Consider the following 21,777-nt stretch of genomic DNA (forward strand, 5'->3'; position numbering starts at 1 on the left):
AGCTGAGCTAACCACCAGGCCGCCCAACAGGGCGGCTTTGGTGCATCTGAAGGCTAGACAATGAAAAGCAAAACCATCCGCCGCTGGTCCTTCATCCACACCTGGACCAGCCTGATCTGCACCGTATTCCTGCTGCTGCTCGCCCTCACCGGCCTGCCGTTGGTGTTTCACCACGAGATCGACCACCTGCTGGGCAATGAACCCGAACTGGCGCAGATGCCCGCCGATACGCCCCGGCTCAACCTTGAGCAGCTTGTGGCTAAAGCCCAGGCCCATCGCCCCGGCGAGGCCATGCAGTACCTTGCCTGGGACGAAGACGACAAGAACGGTGTGATCGCGATCATGGCGGCCACAGCCGGCACTGAGCCGAACTCGTCGCACACCTTCATGCTCGACGCCCGCACTGGCCAAGCAGTGGAAACCCCCGCAGCCAATGGCGGGCTGACCCTGTTCCTGCTGCGCCTGCATGTGGATATGTTTGCCGGGTTGCCGGGCAAGTTGTTGCTGGCGTTCATGGGCCTTCTGTTTGTGCTGGCGATTATCTCGGGCACGGTGTTGTACCTGCCGTTCATGCGCCGCTTGAAGTTCGCCACCGTGCGCCAGGACAAGTCCACTCGCCTGCGCTGGCTCGACCTGCACAACCTGATCGGCGTGGTCACTTTGACCTGGGCGTTGGTGGTGGGGGTAACCGGCGTGATCAGCGCCTGCGCCGACCTGATCATCGCCGCCTGGCGCCAGGACAGCCTCAGCGCCATGATCGAACCTTACAAGAACGCCCCGCCGCTGACCCAACGCGCGCCCGCCACCGAGTTGTTGAGCATTGCCGCCAAGGCCGCTCCGGGTATGGAGCCAGACTTTATCGCCTTCCCCGGCACGCGTTTTTCCAGCGAACATCACTACGCCGTGTTCATGAAGGGCAGCACCCACCTGACCTCCCATTTGCTGACCCCGGTGCTGATCGACGCCAGCACCCTGGCCGTCACCGCCATCGCCGAACGGCCTTGGTACATGGACGCCATGGGCATGTCCCAACCCCTGCATTTCGGTGATTACGGCGGCATGCCAATGAAGGTCCTGTGGGCGGTGCTGGATGTGTTGACCATCATCGTGCTGGTGAGCGGCATTTACTTATGGATCGTACGGCGCAAGGCGGCCAAGGTATGAAGCCGCGGCAGTCGAATGTCTGGAAGGTCTTTGCCATCCCGCTGGGGATCGGCCTGCTCAGTGCCGCCGGGTTGTTTGCGGCGTTGCTGGGCGATGGGTGGTGGGATTCGTTGAGTTGGATCGGGCTCGGGATACCGGCAATGATGGGGGTATGGGGGTTGGTTAAGCGGCGCGCCTGAGGTCGCTATCGCAGGCAGGCCAGCTCCCACATTTTGACCTGTGAACACAGTCCATTGTGGGAGCTGGCTTGCCTGCGATGAGGCCCGCAAAAACAACGCGGCCCCTCGCCAGGCACCGCACAACCCTCTAGGCTAGCCACACTTCACCTCGAGGAATGCCCATGTCCGCCCCCAGCATGACCTTGTTCCACAACCCCGCTTCGCCCTTCGTGCGTAAAGTGCGCGTGCTGCTGATCGAGACCGGCCAGCAGGATCGTGTGGCCCTGCACGCGTGCCTGCCCACGCCGGTCAACCCGGATGCCGAAGTGCTGCAAGGCAACCCCGTGGGCAAGATCCCGGCCCTGCGCCTGGCCGACGGCTCGGTATTGCACGACAGCCGGGTGATTCTCGATTACCTCGACCACCAGCATGTCGGCAACCCGCTGATCCCCCGCGACGGCTCGGCCCGCTGGCGGCGCCTGACCCTGGCCTCGATGGCTGACGGCATCATGGATGCCGCCGTGCTGGTACGTTACGAGACCGCCATGCGCCCGCCAGAAAAACACTGGGCTCCCTGGCTGGATGAACAGCGCAACAAGATCCGCCGCGCCCTCGCCGAGCTGGAGCGGGACGCCATTGCCGAACTGGCCAGCCACTTCGACGTCGCCGCCATCAGCGTGGCCTGTGCCCTGGGCTATATCGACTTTCGCCATCCGGATATGCAGTGGCGCTCGGACACTCCCAAGCTCGCCGCCTGGTACGCCGAAGTCAACCAGCGGGCTTCGATGCAGCAGACCCAACCCCCGGTTTGACCAGCCCCCTGTAGGAGCGAGCTTGTTGTGGCGAGGGAGCTTGCTCCCGCTCGACAGCGCAGCTGGAGCCGGCTTTATCAGGGGCGCTTCGCACCCCAGCGCAAGCAAGCTTGCTCGCCACCACAAGCTCGCTCCTACAGTGAGAGGCGGTGTGATTGAGGAAGTTGACCATCCTCGCTTTCATCCGCTGATCTTCGCGCAGCCCGATCATTGCACTTCCCCCACCTTACGCTTGCCCACCCCATACCAATCCAGTTTGCGCGTCAGCACCATCACCGTACCCAGCAGGCCAAACAGCAGCAGCGAGCCCATCAACAGTGCGTAATCCTCGGCACTGAGCAAGCCGTACAGCAAGCCATACAACGCCGCCAACCCTGCCGAAAACCCCAGGCCGTGGGCGACGCTGCGCAGCACATGGCACACGTAGAAGCCGATCAACACCACACAGGCGCTGGCCGATATCAGATAGGCCATGGCAAAGCCCAGATGCTCGGACAACGACAACAGCAACAGATAGAAGAACGCCAGCGCCACGCCCACCAAGGCGTACTGAATCGGGTGCACCGCCAGACTCTTGAGCACTTCGAACAGAAAGAAACCAGCGAAGGTCAGCGCGATAAACAACAACGCATATTTGATCGCCCGGTCGCTCTTGAGGTACTGGTCTACCGGGTCGATGAAGTTCACACCAAAGCTGCGGTTGCTGAAATCTTCACAGCCTTGCCCGTCCAGGCAGTTCTGCAGGGCTTGTTCCAGGTTGGTGGAGAAGAAGGACGTCTGCCAGTTGGCGCTGAAGCCTTGGTCGGTAACTTCACGCTGAGCCGGCAGGAAGTTGCCGATAAAACTCGGGTGCGGCCAGTTGGACGCCAGTGATACCTGGCTGGTCTTGCCCACGGGCACCACTTGCAGTTGTTCGGTGCCTTGCAGGCGCAGGTCGAAGGCGAAGTCCAGCACGGCCGCTTTCTTGCCGTCTTGCGCAGGCAACGTCACATGCACGCCCTCACCCAGCCAGTCCACTTGCGAACCCGGCGAGAACTCCAGGCGCTGATCGCCCAGTTCCAGCTTCAACGCGTTTTCAATACCACGAATATCGCTGATCCCCACCGCCAGAAACGCTGGTTCAAAGCGGTAGTCAGCAAAGTCTTCGGTGATCCCCAACTGCGCCGGCAACTCGAAACGCCCGCTGATACGGTTGTCGGCATGGAACAGCCGCGCCTGGTAAATGCCCCGCGCACGCAGTTCGGTTTGCACTTTGCCGTCGAGCTCAAAACGGTCCGGCAGGAAATACAGACGGCCGCGTTCTTCACGGGTTTCTTCGTAGCGCTTGTTGAGCTTCTCATTGAGCTTCCACTCGCGCACCGTCTTGCGAAACGGCACCACCATCACCGGCCCGGTGAGGCGCTGGGCAAAGCTTGAGCTGCGGGCAATGTCCATCAGTACGCCGTCGCGCAGTTGCTGACGGTCGCTGATGATGCCGTTGATCATCAACAATGGAATCAGCAACAGCAGGATCAGCAGCGCAATCGCGCCCAATTTGAAAAGCAGGTTGCGGTTCATGGGTCTCTCCCTGTTTTGATGGGGAGAGTCTGCCCAGTCGGTATGGGGGATTTATGTGGGCAATGTGGAGACTGTGTGGAGATGCAGCACCGCTTGCACGCCGCCCGGTACGTTGCCGATCTGCAACGAGCCGCCGTGCAGCTTCATCACCTCCTCGACAAAGTTGAGCCCCAGGCCCGTACTTTTGCGCCCGCTGGCCGGGCGCGGCAGCGAGTAGAAACGCTCGCTCAGGCGCGGCAAGGCGTAGTCGGGAATCGCCTGCGCCTGGTTGAACAGGCTGACCTGCACCTCGTGATGCCGCACCTGCGCGCTGAACCTCAGCGTGCCGCCGGGTGGGGTGAAATCCAGAGCGTTGTCGAGCAGGTTGCCCAGGGCCTGGCGCAGCAGGAAAGGTTCGCCAAATACCCGCACATCGGGAGCGATGGCCTGCTCGACGTGCAAGCCGGCGCCTTCGACCCGCGCACATTGAGCCTTCAACACATCCTCAACCAGGGCTGCCAAAGAAATGCTCGACTGCTCTTCCAGACCTTGGCGCTGTTCCACCTGGGCCAGGTTCAACAGGCGCTCGATCAGCTGTTGCAGGCGCGCACTTTCGCTGTCGATATTGCCGACAAACCGCTGCTGCTGCTCACGGCTCATGTCGCCCTGCAACAGCTCCGCCGCACCCCGAATCGCCGCCAGCGGGCTCTTCAATTCATGGGTCAGCGTATGCACGTAGCGCTCTACGTAAGCCTTGCCTTCCAGCTGCGTGCGCATGTGCTCCACGGCGGTGGATAACTGCTTGAGCTCGCCGCCGCGATAATGCGGCAACTCGGCGCGGCGGCCCTCGCTCACGGCTTCGGCATAGGCGGTAAGGCGTCTGAGGGCCGCCGTCAGCCACCACGACAATAGCGCGCCCAGCAGCAGCCCGAGGGTGACCAGCCCGGCGCCGTACCACAGCAGGCGCCGCTCGGTGCGATCCACGTAGGGTTGCAACGAGCTGTTGGGCTTGGCTACGGTGACCACGCCGATGATCTGCCCGTTGTCACGAATCGGCGCCCCCACGTGCATCACCGATGAGGTGGGGTCGTCTGCGTCGCTGCGGGTGGAGCGCGCACCGTATTCGCCGCGCAGGGTCAGGTACACGTCGTTCCATTTCGAATAGTCCTGGCCGACTGCTTCACCGCTGGAGTCGAGCAATACCCTGCCTGTGGCGTCGGTCACGTAGATGCGATGGTTGACCTGGTTTTTCGGCAGCCCCCAGATCACCGCACCCGGCTGACGGTTGCCATAGGCCTTGAGCAGCTCGGGCCAATGGCTCTGGCCGAGGGTGCCGTTTTTAACGTCTGCACGCAGGATTTCAGCCAGCAGGTTGGCGGTGTCCACTAATGTTTCTTCGGTGGACTGGCGCACGCCGGGGCGGATTTCCTTCATCACGGTGTTGAGCACGAAGTAGCCGGTCAGGCCGATAAACAGCGCATACACCAGGAAAATCCGCAGCCCAAGGCGCATCAGCTGTGGCTCGGGCTGTAGCTGTAGCCGAGGCCGCGATGGGTCTGGATCGGCTCGGCATCCGCCGCCACACTCCTGAGCTTGCTGCGCAGGCTCTTGATATGGCTATCGATATTGCGCTCATAACCGGCATCAAAGGGTACGCCCACCGCATCCAGCAGTTGTTCGCGGCTGAACACGCGCTCGGGTTGGTCCAGCAGACTTTGCAGCAGGCGGAACTCATGACGCGTGAGGCTCAAGGGTTGGCCACGATAGAGAATCTGCATGCGTTCCAGATCCACTTGGAACAGGGTTGGCGCCACACCCGGGCCGACCCGCTTGAGTATCGCCCTGACCCGCGCCGCCACTTCCCGCGGGCTGAAAGGCTTGACCACATAATCGTCGGCACCGATCTCCAACCCCACCACCCGGTCGATCTCCGCATCCCGCGCACTGAGGAACATCACCGGCACTTCACTGAAGCGGCGCAATTGCTTGCAGGTTTCAAAGCCGGTGATGTCCGGCAGGCCGATGTCGAGAATGATCAGGTCAGCCGGGGTCTGGCGCTGATGCTCCAGCGCCGCCTGGCCGAGCGTCAGCCAGGTGGTGGTGAAGCCCTCGCCTTGCAGGGCAAAGATCAGCGTGTCGGCTATCGCCGCTTCGTCTTCGACAATCAGGATGTGCGGCATGGGTTCGATCAGCAGTCCGGTTTGTCGGCAGTGTAGCGACGTGCCGGGTTTACCGCAGCGCCAAATTCACGCAGGGCCTTGGCGCCGATCAGCAGCGGGTAGTTGAAGCTGCTGCGGTCGGTGAGGTTGACCTCGACGGTGCGCTTGACGTCGCCCAGGCACATCTCCAGATCGATCACCGGGCGCTTGGCCACGCTGGCTTCGTCCTTGTCATCGTCTTCGTCGGCGCGGCTCTTGATCTTGCTGATGCGCGACACCTTGTGCTCATAGACCTTGTTACCCGCGTCTTCACCGCCGAGGCGGAAGCGCACCCAGTCATCGCCGTCGCGCTGAAAGGTTTCGATGTCGCGCGCCGACAGCGAGGCGGTCAGCGCGCCGGTGTCCATCTTGGCCTTGAACGTCTGGCCGATCTCCGGCAACTGGATGTATTCGTAGCGACCGTAGAGGGTCGGTTCGGCGGCCATGACAGGCACAGCAACCAGGGCGAACGCGGCAAGGAGTAATTTCACGGCAGGATTTCCTCGAAAGAAGTGGGCGGAGTCTAGACCGCAAACACGGCACTTAGTTGGCTGAGCGAGCATATCGCGCACAGTGTGAAACATTCGTGCGGCATTTTGCGATTTGGCCTCTAGACTCACCTTGCTTATCATGGCCCGCCCACAGAATTCCAAGAGTTGCTTATGCGCCGCCTGCTCACCGGCTGTCTGGTTACACTGCTGCTGTTAGTCAACACGCTGATCCTGATCGGCCCCTTGATGGTCTTCGCCCTGCTCAAGCTGGTGGCGCCAGGGCGCTCGCGTGACTATGCCTCATGGGCGGTGATGTGGATCGCCGAAACCTGGGCCGAGATCGACAAGCTGATCTTCGCCGCGTGCATCCCCACCCAATGGGATATTCGCGGTGGCGAAGACCTGCGCGGCGATACCTCTTACCTGGTGATCAGCAACCACCAATCCTGGGTCGATATTCCCGCGCTGATCCAGGCATTGAACCGGCGCACGCCGTTCTTCAAGTTCTTCCTGAAAAAAGAACTGATCTGGGTGCCCTTCCTCGGCCTGGCCTGGTGGGCGCTGGATTACCCCTTCATGAAGCGCTACACCAAGGCATTCCTGGCCAAGCACCCGGAGCTGGCGGGGCAGGATCTGAAAATCACCAAAGAGGCCTGCGAGCTGTTCAAGCGTCAGCCGGTGACGGTGGTCAATTACCTGGAAGGCACGCGGTTCAGCGAGGCCAAGCGTGCGCAGCAAAGTTCACCCTTTACTCGACTACTCAAGCCCAAGGCAGGCGGCGTGGCGTTTGTGCTGGCAGCAATGGGTGAACAGCTGGACGCGGTACTCGACGTGACCGTGGCCTACCCACAACAAAAGATTCCAGGGTTCTGGGACCTGATCAGCGGCGCGGTGCCGAAGGTGATCGTGGATATCCGCACCCGCGAGCTGGACCCGGCGTTGTGGCAAGGGGATTACGAGAACGATCCGGCGTTTCGCCAGACCCTCCAGAACTGGGTCAACCAGCTCTGGAGGGAAAAGGACCGTCGAATTCACGAACTGCTGGAGAACAGTGGGGAGCAACGATGACCGCCTGGCCCCGCAAGATGCTACGAAACCTGACTATAGACAGCGGAAAGGGTGCTTTCGGGCAAGGCCGTTGAACAGAGCTGTCGCTGACCAAGCATTATCAATTCCACCCAGCACAATAGAACGAAGCCCAGGCGACAGATCTTCGACATTTTTTTTGAAGCGACTCGCCGATGCTGTGTAGCTGTCAGAGTGAATCCCCATCTCTTCCAGGCGCGAGCGCAACGCTTGATCATCAGCGCCACTGCGTGAAAGAGGAGGCGGACTGAAATAGTTTTTGATGTCTGGAGTTTGTGTCCCGTTGATATTCAAAACGCCACCACTCATAGGTCATTAATGAAACCTTCCAAGGTCGTCGTAAACGAGACCTTGGAAGGTACCTTTATTGTGGTGTCTTGCTTCTTACGGTTCCCTACAACCTTGTGATATTTACCGGTATGACATTTCAGTCTTGCTCGTTATAAAAACGACCTTTGCGCAGGTAACTAGCTACCGGTTCCCCAGGCTTGAGCCAATTTGCCCAATACGGAGCTGCTGGCGCCCTCGCCGCCGAGGTATTTCAGGATTACCGGGGCAAACTGGCCGATCATGCCGCTGTCCATGCCCAAGGCGCTGAAGGCGGTGTTCAAGTCATTGGTGCTTTTCACATTGCCCAATAGGCCGTCCAGGCCGCTGGTCTTGCTGCCGCCGGTTTGGCCGAGCATCCCGCTCAGGGCACCGAGGCTGCCCAATGCGTTATTACCTGACAACTTGTCGAGACCCGGCACAGTGCTGCTCAACTGCGAGAAGTCGTTGCCGCTGAGTTTGTTCTTGGCCAGGCCCAGCATGGCGCCCGTGCCGCCCACCGCTTGCTCGGGGGTGATGTTCAGTTGCGAGGTCAAGGCCGTCAGCAGGTCGGCCGTCTCCGACGTAGGCGCGGCGGCAGCGGCCTTGTTGTTGCCACCCTGCATGCCGGAAATGGCGTTGGCTGCATCGCCAAGGCTGAAACCTGCTGCGAACACCGGGCCAGCGGCCACGGTCAACAGGCAGGACAGGGCAAAACCGCGTGAAATCTTCATCGAAACAACCTCTGGGTATAGGGGTAAAAGCAGGCGTTGGACTGGGTAACCCGTCGGTTGTTCCGGAGCCCCTCAGGAACCCATCGAGGATAAGCGGGTCCATGAACTGACTATAGAATTTGTCGAGAAGAGACTTATGACTGCGATCCAACCCCCAGTGATTGAGCACAAGCCTGCGTTCTGGAGCCGCCCTCGCCTGTTCATCGGCGCCTGCGTGGTGGTGGTTGCCGGTATCGGCGGCGCGCTCTACACCCAGGACAGCGTCAAATCCGCGGCGACATTGGTGACCACGACCCAACAGCCGGCCGCACAGATCATGGCCCACAAGGACTACCTGGAAGTAGAACCGATTGCCTCCACGGCACCAGCACCGGACCAGAGCCTTGAACTCTGGGCGATTCCCAAAGACGGCACACCGGTGTCCCTTGGACTGTTGCCGGAGGATGGCAAAGGCATCATCGGCCTGAACCCACGCCAACAGGAAACCATCAGCAAGCCGGTGGAATTGATGGTGAGCTCGGAAACCAAGGGTGGTTCGGTGAGCAAGCAGCCAACAGGCCCGACCGTCTACCAGGGTGCATTGGCCACTCGCTGATCGGGCCGCACACTCGTTTCAAACTGTGGGAGCGGGCTTGCCCGCGATTGCGGTGGGTCAGCGACATAGATGTCGACTGATTAGCCGCTATCGCGGGCAAGTCCGCTCCCACATTGGCTCATCAGTGCGTTGAAAATTGGCTCCAGGCAACGAATAAGGGCGACCCATGGGTCGCCCTTTTCATTTGGCCAATGCTTATGCAGCGCTGAACAACTTGTGCGGATCAATCACAAACTTCTTCGGCACACCCGCATCGAACTCGCCATACCCGCGTGGCGCATCATCCAGGCTGATCACCTGCACACCGACGATTTCGGCGATGTTGATACGGTCCCACATGATCGCCTGCATCAGTTGACGGTTGTACTTCATCACGGGCGTCTGCCCGGTATGGAAGCTGTGGGATTTGGCCCAGCCCAGACCAAAGCGGATGCTCAGGCTGCCCATTTTCGCGGCGGCATCGACCGCACCTGGATCTTCAGTCACGTACAGACCTGGGATACCGATCTTGCCCGCCACGCGCACCACGCCCATCAGCGAGTTGAGCACCGTGGCAGGGGCTTCGGCCTTGACGCCGTCGTGGCCGTGGCCGCGTGCTTCAAAGCCCACGCAGTCCACGGCGCAGTCCACCTCCGGCTCGCCGAGCAACGCGGCGATCTGTTCGTGCAGCGGGGTGTCAGTGGACAGGTCGACCACTTCAAAACCCTGGGCCTTGGCGTGGGCCAGACGGATCGAGTTGACGTCGCCGATGATCACCACCGCTGCACCCAGCAAGCGAGCGGAGGCGGCAGCCGCCAGACCCACCGGGCCGGCACCGGCGATATAGACAGTGCTGCCTGGGCCGACGCCGGCAGTAACAGCGCCGTGGTAGCCGGTGGGCAGGATGTCGGAGAGGCAGGTCAGGTCACGGATTTTCTCCATGGCCTTGTCGCGATCCGGCAGTTTCAGCAGGTTGAAGTCGGCGTACGGCACCAGCACGTACTCGGCCTGGCCACCGGTCCAGTCGCCCATGTCGACGTAGCCATAGGCACCACCGGCACGGGCCGGGTTGACGGTCAGGCACACGCCGGTGTGTTGTTCCTTGCACGAGCGGCAGCGCCCGCAAGCAACGTTGAACGGCACGGAGACCAGGTCACCGATTTTCAGGTTCTCTACGTCGCTGCCCTTCTCGATCACTTCACCGGTGATTTCATGCCCCAGCACCAGGCCGGTCTGGGCCGTGGTGCGGCCGCGCACCATGTGTTGGTCGGAGCCGCAGATGTTGGTGGAGACCACGCGCAGGATGACGCCGTGCTCAATCTTCCTGCCGCGCGGGTCCTGCATTTTGGGATAGTCGATTTTCTGTACTTCGACCTTGCCGTTGCCGAGATACACGACACCACGATTACCAGACATGCTTTCACCTCGCTGTTGTTTTTATGGAACTGCGTTGCCCTTGGGGCAGCGCGTTAAGTGCTCGGGTACAGATGCTGTTTCTTGTGTTGCTTGTAAGGGCCTCATCGCAGGCAAGCCAGCTCCCACCGTGGATCGGGTTCACACATCCAGGAATGTGGGAGCTGGCTTGCCTGCGACAGCGATCTAGAGAACGACGGTGCGATTGGCATTCAGGAACACCCGCCGCTCGATGTGATACCCCACCGCTCGCGCCAATGTGAGCCCTTCGATATCCCGCCCCTTGGCAATCAAATCTTCGGGATAGTGGCTGTGATCTACCACCTCCACGCCTTGGGCGATGATCGGCCCTTCATCCAGATCGTTGTTGATGTAATGCGCCGTTGCGCCCACCAATTTCACGCCCTTGTTGTACGCCTGGTGATAGGGCTTGGCGCCCTTGAAGCCCGGCAGCAACGAGTGGTGAATGTTGATGGCCTTGCCGTCCAGCTTGCGGCACAGCTCTGGTGACAGCACTTGCATGTAGCGCGCAAGGATGACCAATTCGGCGCCGGTGTCTTCAATCACCTGCCACACCTGACGTTCCTGGGACGGTTTATCGTTGGGGTCCAGTGGGAAATGGTAGTAGGGAATCTGGTGCCAGTCGGCCAACGGTTTGAGATCAGGGTGGTTGGACACCACCGCGACCACGTCCATCGACAATTGGCCGATCCTCTGGCGATACAGCAGGTCGTTCAGGCAGTGATCGGCCTTGGAGACCATGATCACCACTTTGGGCCGGTAGTTCGGCGCCGTCAGTTCGAAGATCATGCCAAACGCTTCACCACGGGCCGCCAGACCTGCGCGAAAGGCTTGCTCGTCGAAACCGTCGGGCTGGCGGAACTCCACACGAATGAAAAACCGGCCAGAAAGGCGGTCATCGAACGAATGGTGCTCGGTGACGTAACAGCCCTGCTCGAACAGGTAGCGGGTGACCGCGTCCACCGTGCCGAGCACGCTGGGGCAGTCGGCGGTCAAAATCCATGTATCGGGTGCGCGGCTCATGGGTCACTCCTCAGGCTGATCGTTCCCACGCTTTGCGTGGGAATGCCGCCATGGACGCTCTGCGTCCGCTTTTGGGACGCGGGGCGTCCCGGTATGCATTCCCACGCGGAGCGTGGGAATGATCATCATGCGACAACGCTCAGGCCGAACTCAGCCGAGGCATCCTGCAACCACAACCACCAGTAATCCGAGAAGCTGCGGCGGATCAGCAGTTCCCAGGTGTCTTCAGCCGTATGACGGATCACCAGTTGCGACTTGGCGAACACCGTACCCACGGCTTTGCCAACCGGGAAGTTGTTGGGGTGTACGTCGTAGCTGGTGGACTTCATCAGCACATCGCGCACGTTAGGGCCGCTCAGTTCAAGAATCTGCTGGCCGCCGCTGACGTTGACGATCTGGATATGCAGGTCGCCCAGGGCGGCACGCAGGTTCTGTTCGGCGGCGAATTCTTCACCGCTCGGCACGATCAACAGCCACTCGTCCGGGCCGAGCCACTGAAGGCTGGTTTCACCTTTGAAGACCACACTCAGCGGGCCGGGCAGTTCAATGCCGACGGCCTTGTGTACGCCAGCGGCGAAGGCGGCGTCGTGGCCATCGCCACGGATAGTCAGGTGGCCGAGGAGTTTCTTTTCACGCACGGTCACGCCGGCATTCTTGCGGCCCTTGCCGACCAGGCTGGCGAGGTCGGCATGGTGCAGCGACGACTCGGCCTTGGCGCCGGTGGTGGGGCGTTGTTGGTAAACATTGGCTGCTGTCATAAAGCACCTGTTCTGAATTCTGTTGATCGTTCCCACGCTCTGCGTGGGAATGCCGCCATGGACGCTCTGCGTCCGCCCTTGGGGCGCAGAGCGCCCCGGAATGCATTCCCACGCAGAGCGTGGGAACGATCAGGTGTCAGACGTTCTGCCGATCACCTTTGGGGTCAAAGAACACCGAAGACACAATCTCGGCCTCGATCACGCTGCCATCCGCTTGCGGCGAGAACACTCGCTCACCGATGCGCTTCAAGCCGCCCTTCACCACACCCATGGCAAACGAATAGCCCAGGGAGTTATGCGCATAACTTGAGGTAACGTGACCCACCATCTTCATCGGAATCGTCTGCTTCGGATCGAACACCAACTGCGCGCCTTCCGGCAGCCACACGTTCGGGTCGATCGGCTTGAGCCCCACCAACTGCTTGCGCTCTTCACGCACGCAGTCTTCACGGTTCATCCCGCGCCAGCCGATCCACGAGAACGGCTTGGTCCGGCCAACGCACCAGCCCATGTTCAGGTCGTCCGGGGTCATCGAGCCGTCGGTGTCTTGCCCGACGATGATGAAGCCCTTCTCGGCGCGCAGTACGTGCATGGTCTCGGTGCCGTACGGGGTCAGGTTGTACTGTTTGCCGGCCTCGACGATTTTTTCCAGCACGCCCATGGCGTAGTCGGCCTGCACGTTGACCTCATACGACAACTCACCGGTAAACGAGATACGGAACACCCGTGCCGGCACGCCACCCACAAGGCCTTCCTTCCAGGTCATGAACGGGAAGCCGTCCTTGTCCAGGTCGATGTCGGTGACTTCACTGAGCAGCTTGCGGCTGTTGGGGCCCGACAGGGTCATGGTTGCCCAATGGTCGGTGACCGAGGTGAAGTACACCTTGAGGTCCGGCCATTCGGTCTGCTGGTAGATTTCCAGCCACTGCAGCACGCGGGCGGCGCCGCCGGTGGTGGTGGTCATCAGGAAGTGGTTGTCGGCCAGACAGGCAGTGACGCCGTCGTCGAAGACCATGCCGTCTTCCTTGCACATCAGGCCGTAGCGCGCCTTGCCCACGTCGAGCTTGGTCCAGGCGTTGGTGTAGATACGGTTGAGGAACTCGCGGGCATCCGGGCCCTGAATGTCAATCTTGCCGAGGGTGGACGCGTCCAGCAGGCCGACGCTGTCACGCACCGCCAGGCATTCGCGCTTCACCGCGGCGTGCAGGTCTTCACCGTTGCGTGGGAAATACCATGGGCGTTTCCACTGGCCGACGTCCTCAAACTCGGCGCCGTTCTTCACGTGCCAGGCCTGCAGGGCGGTGTAGCGTACCGGCTCGAAGATATGCCCACAGTGACGGCCCGCTACGGCGCCGAACGTCACCGGCGTGTAGTTGGGACGGAACATGGTGGTGCCCATCTGCGGGATAGTCACGTTCAACGAACGGGCCGCGATGGCCAGGCCGTTGACGTTACCCAGCTTGCCCTGGTCGGTGCCGAAGCCCAGCGCGGTGTAGCGTTTGACGTGTTCCACCGACTCGAAACCTTCGCGGGTCGCGAGTTCGATGGCGGCCGCGGTGACGTCATTCTGAAGGTCGACAAATTGCTTCGGCGCCCGTGCAGTGGCTTTTTCGTGGGGCACCTGGAACAGCGCCAGGGTCGGTTCTTCCAGACGGCTCAAGGCTTTTGGCAGCGTGCCTTCAACCGGGGCAAAACCGGCTTCGCTGGCTGCACGCACGCCGCCTTCAAAGCCATCGGCGAGGGAATCGCCAAGGCCGTAGACACCGTTGATGCCGCCCACGCACACGCGTTTTTGCGGTGCTTCGCCGGGTACAAACCCGAGGATATCTTCACGCCAGGTCGGTTTGCCGCCCAGGTGCGAGGCCAGGTGCACCACCGGGCTGTAACCGCCGGAGCTGGCGACCAGGTCGCAGTCCAGCCACTCGCCGGGGCTGGTGACTTTATGCGCCTTGACGTCGATGGCTGCCACGCGGGCACCGGTCACGTGCTTACTGCCACGGGCCTCGATCACGGCGCTGCCGGTGAGGATGCGAATGCCTTTGGCGCGAGCTTCTTCAACCAGTGCCCCGCGTGGGTTGTGGCGCGCATCGGCCACCGCGACAACGGTGAGGCCCGCATCGAACCAATCCAGCGCAACGCGGTAGGCATGATCGTTGTTGGTCGACAGCAGCAGCTTTTTACCCGGTGCCACGCCGTAGCGACGCACGTAGGTAGACACCGCACCCGCGAGCATATTGCCCGGCACATCGTTGTTGCCGTACACCAGCGGACGCTCGCACGCACCGGTGGCCAGCACCACACGCTTGGCGCGTACGCGGTGAATACGCTGACGCACCACGCCAATCGGCGCACGGTCACCGAGATGGTCGGTGAGACGCTCGTGAATGGTCAGGAAGTTATGGTCGTGGTAACCGTTGACGGTGGCGCGGGGCAGCAGCACCACGTCCGGCAGGGCTTTCAATTCGGCAATGACGCCGGCAACCCATTCAGTGGCGGGCTTGCCGTCGAGGCTTTCGCGGGAATCGAGCAGCGAACCACCGAACTCTTCCTGCTCGTCGGCGATGATCACCCGAGCACCGCTGCGCGCAGCGGCCAGCGCAGCCGCAAGGCCCGCAGGGCCTGCGCCCACGACCAGCACGTCGCAATGACGGTTGAAGTTGTCGTAGGTGTCCGGGTCGTTCTCGGTGGGCGAGCGACCAAGGCCCGCCGCCTTGCGGATGTACTTCTCGTAGGTCATCCAGAACGATTGCGGGTACATGAAGGTTTTGTAGTAGAAACCCGGCGGCATCAGCTTGCCGCCGACCTTGCCGAGAATCCCCATCATGTCGTTGTTCACGCTCGGCCAGCCGTTGGTGCTGGTAGCAACCAAGCCCTGGTACAGCGCCTGTTGGGTGGCGCGCACGTTGGGGATCTGCGTGGCTTCGGTGGCGCCGATCTGCAGCACCGCGTTCGGCTCTTCGGCGCCCGCGGCAAAGATGCCCCGTGGGCGCGAATATTTGAAGCTGCGGCCAATGATGTCGACACCGTTGGCCAGCAGGGCTGCGGCCAGGGTGTCGCCTTCAAAGCCCTTGTAGCTCTGACCGTTGAACGTAAACGTCAGGACTTTATTACGGTCGATGCGGCCACCGTTGGACAGGCGATTGATCTGGCTCATACCTTCTCTCCAGAGGCCTTGGCGGTGAACTGAGGCTTCTCACCGATCTTGTAGGTTTCAAGAATTTCGTAGGTCACAGTGTCGCGGGTGGCGTTGAAATACTGGCGGCAACCGGCGGCATGGATCCACAGTTCGTGGTGCAGCCCACGCGGGTTATCGCGAAAGAACATGTAGTCGCCCCACTGCTCGTCGGTGCAGGCATTCGGGTCTAGCGGGCGCGGGATGTGCGCTTGGCCGGACGCGTGGAATTCCTCTTCGGAGCGCAGTTCGCCACAGTGAGGACAGAAGATATGCAACATAGGGAATTTCTCCTGTTAGTGGGCGACGGCCGCAGCGCCGTGTTCGTCGATCAACGCACCGTTGTGGAAACGGTCGATGGAAAAAGGTGCGGCCAGTGGGTGCATTTCACCCTTGGCCAGGCTGGCGGCAAACACGTTGCCTGAGCCTGGGGTGGCCTTGAAGCCGCCCGTACCCCAACCGCAGTTGAAGAACATGTTCGGTACCGGGGTCTTGGAGATGATCGGGCAGGCATCCGGCGTGGTGTCGACGATGCCGCCCCACTGGCGGTTCATGCGCACCCGTGACAGCACCGGGAACATCTCGACGATGGCCTGGATGGTGTGCTCGATCACCGGGTACGAACCGCGCTGGCCGTAACCGTTGTAGCCGTCGATACCGGCGCCGATCACCAGGTCGCCCTTGTCGGATTGGCTGATGTAACCGTGCACGGCGTTGGACATGATCACGCTGTCGATAATCGGCTTGATCGGCTCCGACACCAGGGCTTGCAGCGGGTGGGATTCGATCGGCAGGCGGAAGCCCGCCAGCGAAGCCATGTGCCCGGAATTACCGGCAGTCACCACACCGACACGCTTGGCGCCGATAAAGCCCTTGTTGGTTTCCACGCCGATGCACACGCCGTTTTCCTTGCGGAACCCGATCACTTCGGTCTGCTGGATCAGGTCCACGCCCAAGGCATCGGCAGCACGGGCAAAGCCCCAGGCCACGGCATCGTGACGGGCCACGCCGCCGCGACGTTGCACGGTGGCGCCGAGCACCGGGTAGCGGGTGTTCTTCGAGCAATCCAGGTACGGAATCTCGTCGGCCACTTGCTGGGCATTCAGCAGCTCGCCGTCCACACCGTTGAGGCGGTTGGCACTCACGCGGCGCTCGGAATCACGGATGTCCTGCAGGGTGTGGCACAGGTTGTACACGCCACGCTGGGAGAACATCACGTTGTAGTTCAGGTCCTGGGACAAACCTTCCCAGAGTTTCATTGCATGTTCGTACAAGTGAGCCGACTCGTCCCACAGGTAGTTGGAACGCACGATGGTGGTGTTGCGCGCGGTGTTACCGCCGCCCAGCCAGCCTTTCTCGACCACCGCCACGTTGGTGATGCCGTGTTCCTTGGCCAGGTAGTAGGCGGTCGCCAGACCATGCCCGCCGCCGCCGACGATCACTACGTCGTAGACCTTTTTCGGGGTCGGCGTGCGCCACATCTTCTGCCAGTTTTCGTGATGGCTGAGGGAGTGCTTGAAGAGGCCGAAGCCTGAGTAGCGTTGCATAGTCATTACTCCAAAACCGCGCTCAGCGATAAACCGGGAAATCAGCGCACAGGGCAGACACGTGCTTGGCCACGTTGGCCTCGACGTCGGCGTCGCCGAGGTTGTCGAGGATGTCGCAGATCCAGCCGGCCAGTTCGACGCACTGCGACACCTTGAAACCACGGGTGGTCACCGCCGGGGTACCGATGCGCAGGCCCGAGGTCACGAACGGCGACTGCGGGTCATTGGGCACCGCATTTTTGTTGACGGTGATGTGGGCGCGACCCAGAGCGGCATCCGCCTCTTTGCCGGTGAGGCCTTGGCGGATCAGGCTGACCAGGAACAGGTGGTTGTCGGTGCCGCCGGAGACCACATCGTAGCCACGCTTGATGAACACTTCGGCCATGGCCTGAGCGTTATCGATCACTTGCTGCTGGTACGCCTTGAAGCCGGGCTCGAGCGCTTCCTTGAAGCACACGGCCTTGCCGGCGATCACGTGCATCAGCGGGCCGCCCTGGGCGCCGGGGAATACCGCAGCGTTGAGTTTCTTTTCGATTTCTTCGTTGGCCTTGGCCAGGATCAGGCCGCCCCGTGGACCGCGCAGGGTTTTGTGGGTGGTGGTGGTGACCACGTCGGCGTAAGGCAGCGGGTTCGGGTACAGGCCAGCGGCAACCAGGCCGGCAACGTGGGCCATGTCGACGAACAGCAGCGCGCCTACCTTGTCGGCGATCTGACGGAAGCGTGGGAAATCCAGGGTCTTGGAGTAGGCCGAGAACCCTGCCACGACCATCTTCGGCTTGTGCTCGACCGCCAGGCGCTCGACTTCGTCGTAGTCGATCAGGCCGGTGTCGGTGTTGATGCCGTACTGCACCGCGTTGTACAGCTTGCCCGAGGACGACACTTTGGCGCCGTGGGTCAGGTGACCGCCGTGGGCCAGGCTCATGCCCAGGATGGTGTCGCCGGCATTGATCAGCGCCAGGTACACGGCGCTGTTGGCGGAGGAACCGGAGTGCGGCTGCACGTTGGCGTAATCGGCGCCGAACAGCTGCTTGGCGCGTTCGATGGCCAGGGCTTCGACCTTGTCCACATGTTCGCAGCCGCCGTAGTAGCGCTTGCCCGGGTAGCCTTCGGCGTATTTGTTGGTAAGGCCACTGCCTTGAGCTTCCATCACGCGCTTGCTGGTGTAGTTCTCCGACGCGATCAGCTCGATATGATCTTCCTGGCGCTGCTCCTCGGCATTCATCGCCGCCAGCAGTGCGTCGTCATATCCCTGGATCTGGTCTTGTTTGCTGAACATCGCGTCTCTCCCAGCCTTTCGTATTGTTGAGGCCCTCGCAGGGCCCTTTGATGCGATGGTAGGGCTGGCGCGTGCGGGCCAAATGCCTGCGCACGCCACGCAAAGGTGCGTTTACGACATAGACTCAAGAATGTGCAAACGCTTGTGTGGGAGCTGGCTTGCCTGCGATGGCATCGCTGCGGTGCAACTGGCAGACCAAGGTGTGTGCATCGCAGGCAAGCCAGCTCCCACAGGGGTTAGGCGATGATCTGGCGGATGAGTAGCAGCAGCAAGAAATGCAGTGGATATAAAGCATAGGCCCAACGCCGCATCGCTGGTGGCGAGACATTTTTGGCATGTCGCAACAAGACCAAACCCACCCATGGCGCAATCAGGCATGTTGCCAACCCCAACAGCGCCACCGGTGTGCCGCTATTCAGCAAAATCTGCCATTGGTTGGCGGCAACACAAACCAAGCCTGGAAGCACACTGAAATACCAAGGGCGACTGAACACCAGCAACATCGCCACAGGCAGCAACACACCGAAAAAACCGAACATCAAATGTGTCGCAAACGCCCCCGCGATACTGAGCGCTAACAGCGCTAATCCTCGATCAAAAAGCGCCTTTTGCTGCCAACCTCGGGCAACCAGCAAACCTAACACCAAAGTCGGCAGCACATTCAACGTATCGGCGTCCTCGATAAATAGCCGATACGGCACTTCGCTGATCACGCTGAACAACAGCAACCAACCCAGGTAGCGCCAATGGCCGGTCACTGGGACGTAACGGACACGATGCACATTGGCCGCAATCGCCAGGCAAAACCATGGAAACGCCAGACGCCCCGGCACGTATAGCCCATCCAGGCTCAGCCCCACATAGCGCAGATGATCGAGCACCATACTCAACAGCGCCAGCCACTTGAGCAGATCCAAAGCGCCATCTCGGACAGGTCCGACAGGCAAGGTGTGAGTACCGTGCATAATTCCCCAACGACTTTGCATTTACAGTGCGTGCGTGCCCCCGGCAATCTTGGGTAAAGTGCGCACCAACATCGACCACAGGAACGGGCCATGACCGACAAGAGCCAACAATTTGCCAGCGACAACTATTCCGGCATCTGCCCGGAAGCCTGGGCCGCCATGGAACAAGCCAACCAGGGCCATCAACGCGCCTACGGCGATGATGAATGGACCCACCGCGCCGCCGACGGTTTCCGCAATCTGTTCGAGACCGACTGCGAGGTGTTCTTCGCCTTCAACGGTACGGCTGCCAACTCCCTGGCGCTGTCCTCGTTGTGCCAGAGCTACCATAGCGTGATTTGCTCGGAAACCGCCCACGTCGAAACCGACGAATGCGGCGCGCCGGAGTTTTTCTCCAACGGCTCCAAACTGCTGGTTGCCCGTACCGAAAACGGCAAGCTGACCCCGGAGTCGATCCGCGAAATCGCCCTCAAGCGCCAGGATATCCATTATCCCAAGCCGCGCGTCGTGACCCTGACCCAGGCCACCGAAGTCGGCAGCGTGTACACCCCGGAAGAAATCCGCGCCATCAGCGCCACCTGCAAGGAACTGGGACTGAACCTGCACATGGACGGCGCACGCTTCGCCAATGCCTGTGCATTCCTGGGCTGCTCACCGGCCGACCTGACCTGGAAAGCCGGCGTCGACGTGCTGTGCTTTGGTGGTACCAAAAACGGCATGGCGGTAGGTGAAGCCATCCTGTTCTTCAATCACAAACTGGCTGAAGACTTTGACTACCGCTGCAAACAGGCCGGTCAGTTGGCGTCGAAAATGCGCTTCCTTTCTGCGCCATGGGTGGGCCTGCTGGAAAATGACGCGTGGCTCAAGCATGCACGCCACGCCAACCATTGCGCGCAATTGCTCAGCAGCCTGGTGTCGGATATTCCCGGCGTGGAATTGATGTTCCCGGTACAGGCCAACGGCGTGTTCCTGCAACTCTCGGAACCCGCGATTGCAGCGCTGACCGCCAAGGGCTGGCGCTTCTACACCTTCATCGGCAAAGGCGGTGCGCGCTTCATGTGTGCGTGGGATACCGAGGAAGAGCGTGTGAGGGAATTGGCTGCCGATATTCGGGAAGTAATGAACGCTTAACGTACGAATTCGGCCAGTTGGTACTGGCCGATTGCCGAGACTGTTTTTTGATATTTCCGACCGCTACGTAGCTCGCTTTCATTGTCTAGCCTCTTGTTACCCGCAAGGAAAACGCAGCGATAACTGCCGCCTTTCGGGTTTCATCGCCAGCCGAATAATCGGCCGCAAAGGCACATCAATGGAGAGTTTTATCATGGAATATCAAAGTAATAGCAACACACTGCAAAGCGGCGGCGGCACTAGCACCACGGTCATAGACTGGGACGAGTTCAGGAAACACGCCAAGATCGGGGACACCATTCAGGAGCCCTCAAGGACGTTGACCATCTACGACAAAGCCTACGAATTGACAAACTCAGGCCAGCACTTCGTTGTTCATATCTATGCCCAATAACTGTTAACGCCTAAGCGCCGCGTCGCAGATTCATGGCCTGCGACGCGACGCTGAATCATGATCGTTCCCGCGCTCCGCGTGGGAATGCCTCCTCGGACGCTCCGCGTCCACCCGAAATCAAGGATGAACACGTGGGCAGAAGCCGCTATGTCATCACCGAACCCGAAAAACCCCACTTCCTCACCTGCACTGTCATGGAATGGCTCCCCCTCTTCACCTGCAACTACCTGGTGGACCATCTTCTGGATTGCTGGCGATATCAACAAAGCAACCACGCTTTAAACTTGTTTGGTTACGTCATCCTGGAAAATCACTTGCACTTTATTGCTCAAGCGCCAGATCTGGGAAAGTGCGTCAGCCAATTCAAATCCTTCACCGCCCGAACCATCATTGGCGACCTGCAAAGCAAAGGCGCGGAGCGGGTATTGCAGCGCCTGCGTTTCTGCAAGCGTGCACACAAGACAGATCGTGTTTATCAACTGTGGCAGGAAGGTTCACATGCGGAGTTGGTTTACAGCGAGGCAGTCATGCGCCAGAAGCTTGATTACATCCATCACAACCCCATAAAGCGGGGCTATGTGGACCTGGCTGAACACTGGCGTTACTCCAGCGCGCGCAACTATGCAGGTATGCCAGGCCTGATCGACATCCAACCTTGGCTCTGAAGATCCGCGTGCCCCTTCCCTTACGACGGGACGCGGAGCGTCCCAGGTGGCGTTACCACGCAGAGCGTGGGAACGAGCATGTGCCTGCTGCCGGGAAGATCGCTCCCGCGCTCCGCGTGGGAATGCAGCCCGTGACGCTCCGCGTCACACCCTCAATGCGGCCGGACGCGGAGCGTCCCAGGTGGCGTTACCACGCAGAGCGTGGGAACGAGCATGTGCCTGCTGCCGGGAAGATCGCTCCCGCGCTCCGCGTGGGAATGCAGCCCGTGACGCTCCGCGTCACACCCTCAATGCGGCCGGACGCGGAGCGTCCCAGGTGGCGTTACCACGCAGAGCGTGGGAACGAGCATGTG

Annotated in this window: 22 protein-coding genes; 8 read left to right on the forward strand and 14 right to left on the reverse strand. The window is 60.9% G+C overall.

What is annotated here, in order from left to right; all coding sequences use genetic code 11:
• The first annotated feature begins 60 nt into the window (after positions 1–60).
• From AC4PS6_RS08305 to AC4PS6_RS08315, 3 genes are all read left to right on the forward strand, one after another.
• Entirely contained in the window at positions 61–1,164 is a 1,104-nt protein-coding gene (locus AC4PS6_RS08305; RefSeq protein ID WP_020302152.1) for a PepSY-associated TM helix domain-containing protein, read from the forward strand.
• Positions 1,161–1,343, forward strand: a complete 183-nt coding sequence (locus AC4PS6_RS08310; protein ID WP_014720221.1) for a hypothetical protein — start codon at positions 1,161–1,163, stop codon at positions 1,341–1,343. Before AC4PS6_RS08305 ends, AC4PS6_RS08310 begins: the two co-directional genes overlap by 4 nt.
• Before the next feature lie 161 nt (positions 1,344–1,504).
• Entirely contained in the window at positions 1,505–2,134 is a 630-nt protein-coding gene (locus AC4PS6_RS08315; protein ID WP_336826811.1) for a glutathione S-transferase, read from the forward strand.
• Between the two features lie 207 nt (positions 2,135–2,341).
• Here the strand turns inward: AC4PS6_RS08315 and creD are convergent, their stop codons facing one another.
• Genes creD through rloA2 form a run of 4 tightly spaced genes read right to left on the reverse strand, consistent with a single transcriptional unit; the run spans position 2,342 to position 6,359 of the window.
• Positions 2,342–3,691, reverse strand: a complete 1,350-nt coding sequence (gene creD / locus AC4PS6_RS08320; RefSeq protein ID WP_336826812.1) for a cell envelope integrity protein CreD — start codon at positions 3,689–3,691, stop codon at positions 2,342–2,344.
• 51 nt (positions 3,692–3,742) lie between these two features.
• Positions 3,743–5,182: a two-component system sensor histidine kinase CreC gene (creC, locus tag AC4PS6_RS08325; protein ID WP_336826813.1), complete on the reverse strand. Its 1,440-nt coding sequence runs from the start codon at positions 5,180–5,182 to the stop codon at positions 3,743–3,745.
• A complete protein-coding gene (gene creB, locus AC4PS6_RS08330) occupies positions 5,182–5,850 on the reverse strand; it encodes a two-component system response regulator CreB (protein ID WP_019817425.1) in 669 nt (222 codons plus the stop codon). The genes creC and creB overlap by 1 nt, the downstream gene beginning before the upstream one ends.
• 8 nt (positions 5,851–5,858) lie before the next feature.
• Positions 5,859–6,359, reverse strand: coding sequence for a retropepsin-like aspartic peptidase RloA2 (rloA2, locus tag AC4PS6_RS08335; RefSeq protein WP_014720226.1), 501 nt, complete (start codon positions 6,357–6,359; stop codon positions 5,859–5,861).
• A 171-nt stretch (positions 6,360–6,530) separates the two neighbouring features.
• Between rloA2 and yihG the strand changes: the two genes are divergently transcribed.
• Entirely contained in the window at positions 6,531–7,427 is an 897-nt protein-coding gene (gene yihG, locus AC4PS6_RS08340) for a 1-acylglycerol-3-phosphate O-acyltransferase, YihG family (protein ID WP_014720227.1), read from the forward strand.
• A gap of 33 nt (positions 7,428–7,460) precedes the next feature.
• Here yihG and AC4PS6_RS08345 read toward each other — a convergent pair whose 3' ends face one another.
• Positions 7,461–7,739 (reverse strand): hypothetical protein, encoded by a 279-nt coding sequence (locus AC4PS6_RS08345; protein WP_336826814.1) that lies wholly within the window; start codon positions 7,737–7,739, stop codon positions 7,461–7,463.
• Positions 7,740–7,912: 173 nt separating this feature from the next.
• Positions 7,913–8,485 (reverse strand): DUF2780 domain-containing protein, encoded by a 573-nt coding sequence (locus tag AC4PS6_RS08350; RefSeq protein ID WP_020302147.1) that lies wholly within the window; start codon positions 8,483–8,485, stop codon positions 7,913–7,915.
• 136 nt (positions 8,486–8,621) lie between these two features.
• Here AC4PS6_RS08350 and AC4PS6_RS08355 point away from each other — a divergent pair, with 136 nt between their 5' ends.
• Positions 8,622–9,080, forward strand: a complete 459-nt coding sequence (locus AC4PS6_RS08355; RefSeq protein WP_019817428.1) for an anti-sigma factor domain-containing protein — start codon at positions 8,622–8,624, stop codon at positions 9,078–9,080.
• 195 nt (positions 9,081–9,275) lie between these two features.
• Here AC4PS6_RS08355 and fdhA read toward each other — a convergent pair whose 3' ends face one another.
• The 8 genes from fdhA to AC4PS6_RS08395 form a co-directional block, all read right to left on the reverse strand.
• Positions 9,276–10,475, reverse strand: coding sequence for a formaldehyde dehydrogenase, glutathione-independent (gene fdhA / locus AC4PS6_RS08360; protein WP_014720230.1), 1,200 nt, complete (start codon positions 10,473–10,475; stop codon positions 9,276–9,278).
• A 183-nt stretch (positions 10,476–10,658) separates the two neighbouring features.
• A complete protein-coding gene (gene purU / locus AC4PS6_RS08365; RefSeq protein ID WP_058410103.1) occupies positions 10,659–11,516 on the reverse strand; it encodes a formyltetrahydrofolate deformylase in 858 nt (285 codons plus the stop codon).
• A gap of 125 nt (positions 11,517–11,641) precedes the next feature.
• Positions 11,642–12,274, reverse strand: coding sequence for a sarcosine oxidase subunit gamma (locus AC4PS6_RS08370; RefSeq protein WP_014720232.1), 633 nt, complete (start codon positions 12,272–12,274; stop codon positions 11,642–11,644).
• Between the two features lie 136 nt (positions 12,275–12,410).
• Positions 12,411–15,428: a sarcosine oxidase subunit alpha gene (locus AC4PS6_RS08375; RefSeq protein ID WP_019817431.1), complete on the reverse strand. Its 3,018-nt coding sequence runs from the start codon at positions 15,426–15,428 to the stop codon at positions 12,411–12,413.
• Complete coding sequence (locus AC4PS6_RS08380; RefSeq protein WP_003194855.1) at positions 15,425–15,727, reverse strand: sarcosine oxidase subunit delta; 303 nt, start codon at positions 15,725–15,727, stop codon at positions 15,425–15,427. The genes AC4PS6_RS08375 and AC4PS6_RS08380 overlap by 4 nt, the downstream gene beginning before the upstream one ends.
• A 15-nt stretch (positions 15,728–15,742) precedes the next feature.
• The gene (locus AC4PS6_RS08385) at positions 15,743–16,993 is read right to left on the reverse strand and encodes a sarcosine oxidase subunit beta (protein ID WP_003176546.1); all 1,251 of its coding nucleotides are present in this window, start codon (positions 16,991–16,993) and stop codon (positions 15,743–15,745) included.
• Between the two features lie 22 nt (positions 16,994–17,015).
• Positions 17,016–18,269 (reverse strand): serine hydroxymethyltransferase, encoded by a 1,254-nt coding sequence (gene glyA, locus AC4PS6_RS08390; protein ID WP_020302144.1) that lies wholly within the window; start codon positions 18,267–18,269, stop codon positions 17,016–17,018.
• A gap of 236 nt (positions 18,270–18,505) precedes the next feature.
• Positions 18,506–19,234 (reverse strand): TraX family protein, encoded by a 729-nt coding sequence (locus tag AC4PS6_RS08395; protein WP_014720234.1) that lies wholly within the window; start codon positions 19,232–19,234, stop codon positions 18,506–18,508.
• A 90-nt stretch (positions 19,235–19,324) separates the two neighbouring features.
• On the opposite strand from AC4PS6_RS08395, the gene AC4PS6_RS08400 reads away from it, so the two are divergent.
• From AC4PS6_RS08400 to AC4PS6_RS08410, 3 genes are all read left to right on the forward strand, one after another.
• Positions 19,325–20,365 (forward strand): threonine aldolase family protein, encoded by a 1,041-nt coding sequence (locus AC4PS6_RS08400; protein ID WP_014720235.1) that lies wholly within the window; start codon positions 19,325–19,327, stop codon positions 20,363–20,365.
• Between the two features lie 193 nt (positions 20,366–20,558).
• Positions 20,559–20,759 carry a hypothetical protein gene (locus AC4PS6_RS08405; RefSeq protein WP_336826815.1) on the forward strand — a complete coding sequence of 67 codons (201 nt, stop codon included), beginning with the start codon at positions 20,559–20,561 and terminating at the stop codon, positions 20,757–20,759.
• A gap of 131 nt (positions 20,760–20,890) precedes the next feature.
• Positions 20,891–21,424, forward strand: coding sequence for an REP-associated tyrosine transposase (locus AC4PS6_RS08410; RefSeq protein WP_336826816.1), 534 nt, complete (start codon positions 20,891–20,893; stop codon positions 21,422–21,424).
• Positions 21,425–21,777 lie beyond the last annotated feature (353 nt).

It is taken from the genome of Pseudomonas sp. DW-iso17, from assembly GCF_058725345.1.

Excerpts from the sequence above, each read along its gene's own strand:
- AC4PS6_RS08315 (WP_336826811.1), top strand. The coding sequence starts at position 1,505 with ATGTCCGCCCCCAGCATGACCTTGTTCCACAACCCCGCTTCGCCCTTC.
- AC4PS6_RS08380 (WP_003194855.1), bottom strand. The coding sequence starts at position 15,727 with ATGTTGCATATCTTCTGTCCTCACTGTGGCGAACTGCGCTCCGAAGAG.
- AC4PS6_RS08355 (WP_019817428.1), top strand. The coding sequence starts at position 8,622 with ATGACTGCGATCCAACCCCCAGTGATTGAGCACAAGCCTGCGTTCTGG.
- AC4PS6_RS08400 (WP_014720235.1), top strand. The coding sequence starts at position 19,325 with ATGACCGACAAGAGCCAACAATTTGCCAGCGACAACTATTCCGGCATC.
- AC4PS6_RS08395 (WP_014720234.1), bottom strand. The coding sequence starts at position 19,234 with ATGCACGGTACTCACACCTTGCCTGTCGGACCTGTCCGAGATGGCGCT.
- yihG (WP_014720227.1), top strand. The coding sequence starts at position 6,531 with ATGCGCCGCCTGCTCACCGGCTGTCTGGTTACACTGCTGCTGTTAGTC.
- creD (WP_336826812.1), bottom strand. The coding sequence starts at position 3,691 with ATGAACCGCAACCTGCTTTTCAAATTGGGCGCGATTGCGCTGCTGATC.
- glyA (WP_020302144.1), bottom strand. The coding sequence starts at position 18,269 with ATGTTCAGCAAACAAGACCAGATCCAGGGATATGACGACGCACTGCTG.
- AC4PS6_RS08350 (WP_020302147.1), bottom strand. The coding sequence starts at position 8,485 with ATGAAGATTTCACGCGGTTTTGCCCTGTCCTGCCTGTTGACCGTGGCC.
- AC4PS6_RS08375 (WP_019817431.1), bottom strand. The coding sequence starts at position 15,428 with ATGAGCCAGATCAATCGCCTGTCCAACGGTGGCCGCATCGACCGTAAT.
- creC (WP_336826813.1), bottom strand. The coding sequence starts at position 5,182 with ATGCGCCTTGGGCTGCGGATTTTCCTGGTGTATGCGCTGTTTATCGGC.
- fdhA (WP_014720230.1), bottom strand. The coding sequence starts at position 10,475 with ATGTCTGGTAATCGTGGTGTCGTGTATCTCGGCAACGGCAAGGTCGAA.
- AC4PS6_RS08310 (WP_014720221.1), top strand. The coding sequence starts at position 1,161 with ATGAAGCCGCGGCAGTCGAATGTCTGGAAGGTCTTTGCCATCCCGCTG.
- AC4PS6_RS08385 (WP_003176546.1), bottom strand. The coding sequence starts at position 16,993 with ATGCAACGCTACTCAGGCTTCGGCCTCTTCAAGCACTCCCTCAGCCAT.
- creB (WP_019817425.1), bottom strand. The coding sequence starts at position 5,850 with ATGCCGCACATCCTGATTGTCGAAGACGAAGCGGCGATAGCCGACACG.
- AC4PS6_RS08305 (WP_020302152.1), top strand. The coding sequence starts at position 61 with ATGAAAAGCAAAACCATCCGCCGCTGGTCCTTCATCCACACCTGGACC.
- purU (WP_058410103.1), bottom strand. The coding sequence starts at position 11,516 with ATGAGCCGCGCACCCGATACATGGATTTTGACCGCCGACTGCCCCAGC.
- AC4PS6_RS08370 (WP_014720232.1), bottom strand. The coding sequence starts at position 12,274 with ATGACAGCAGCCAATGTTTACCAACAACGCCCCACCACCGGCGCCAAG.
- AC4PS6_RS08405 (WP_336826815.1), top strand. The coding sequence starts at position 20,559 with ATGGAATATCAAAGTAATAGCAACACACTGCAAAGCGGCGGCGGCACT.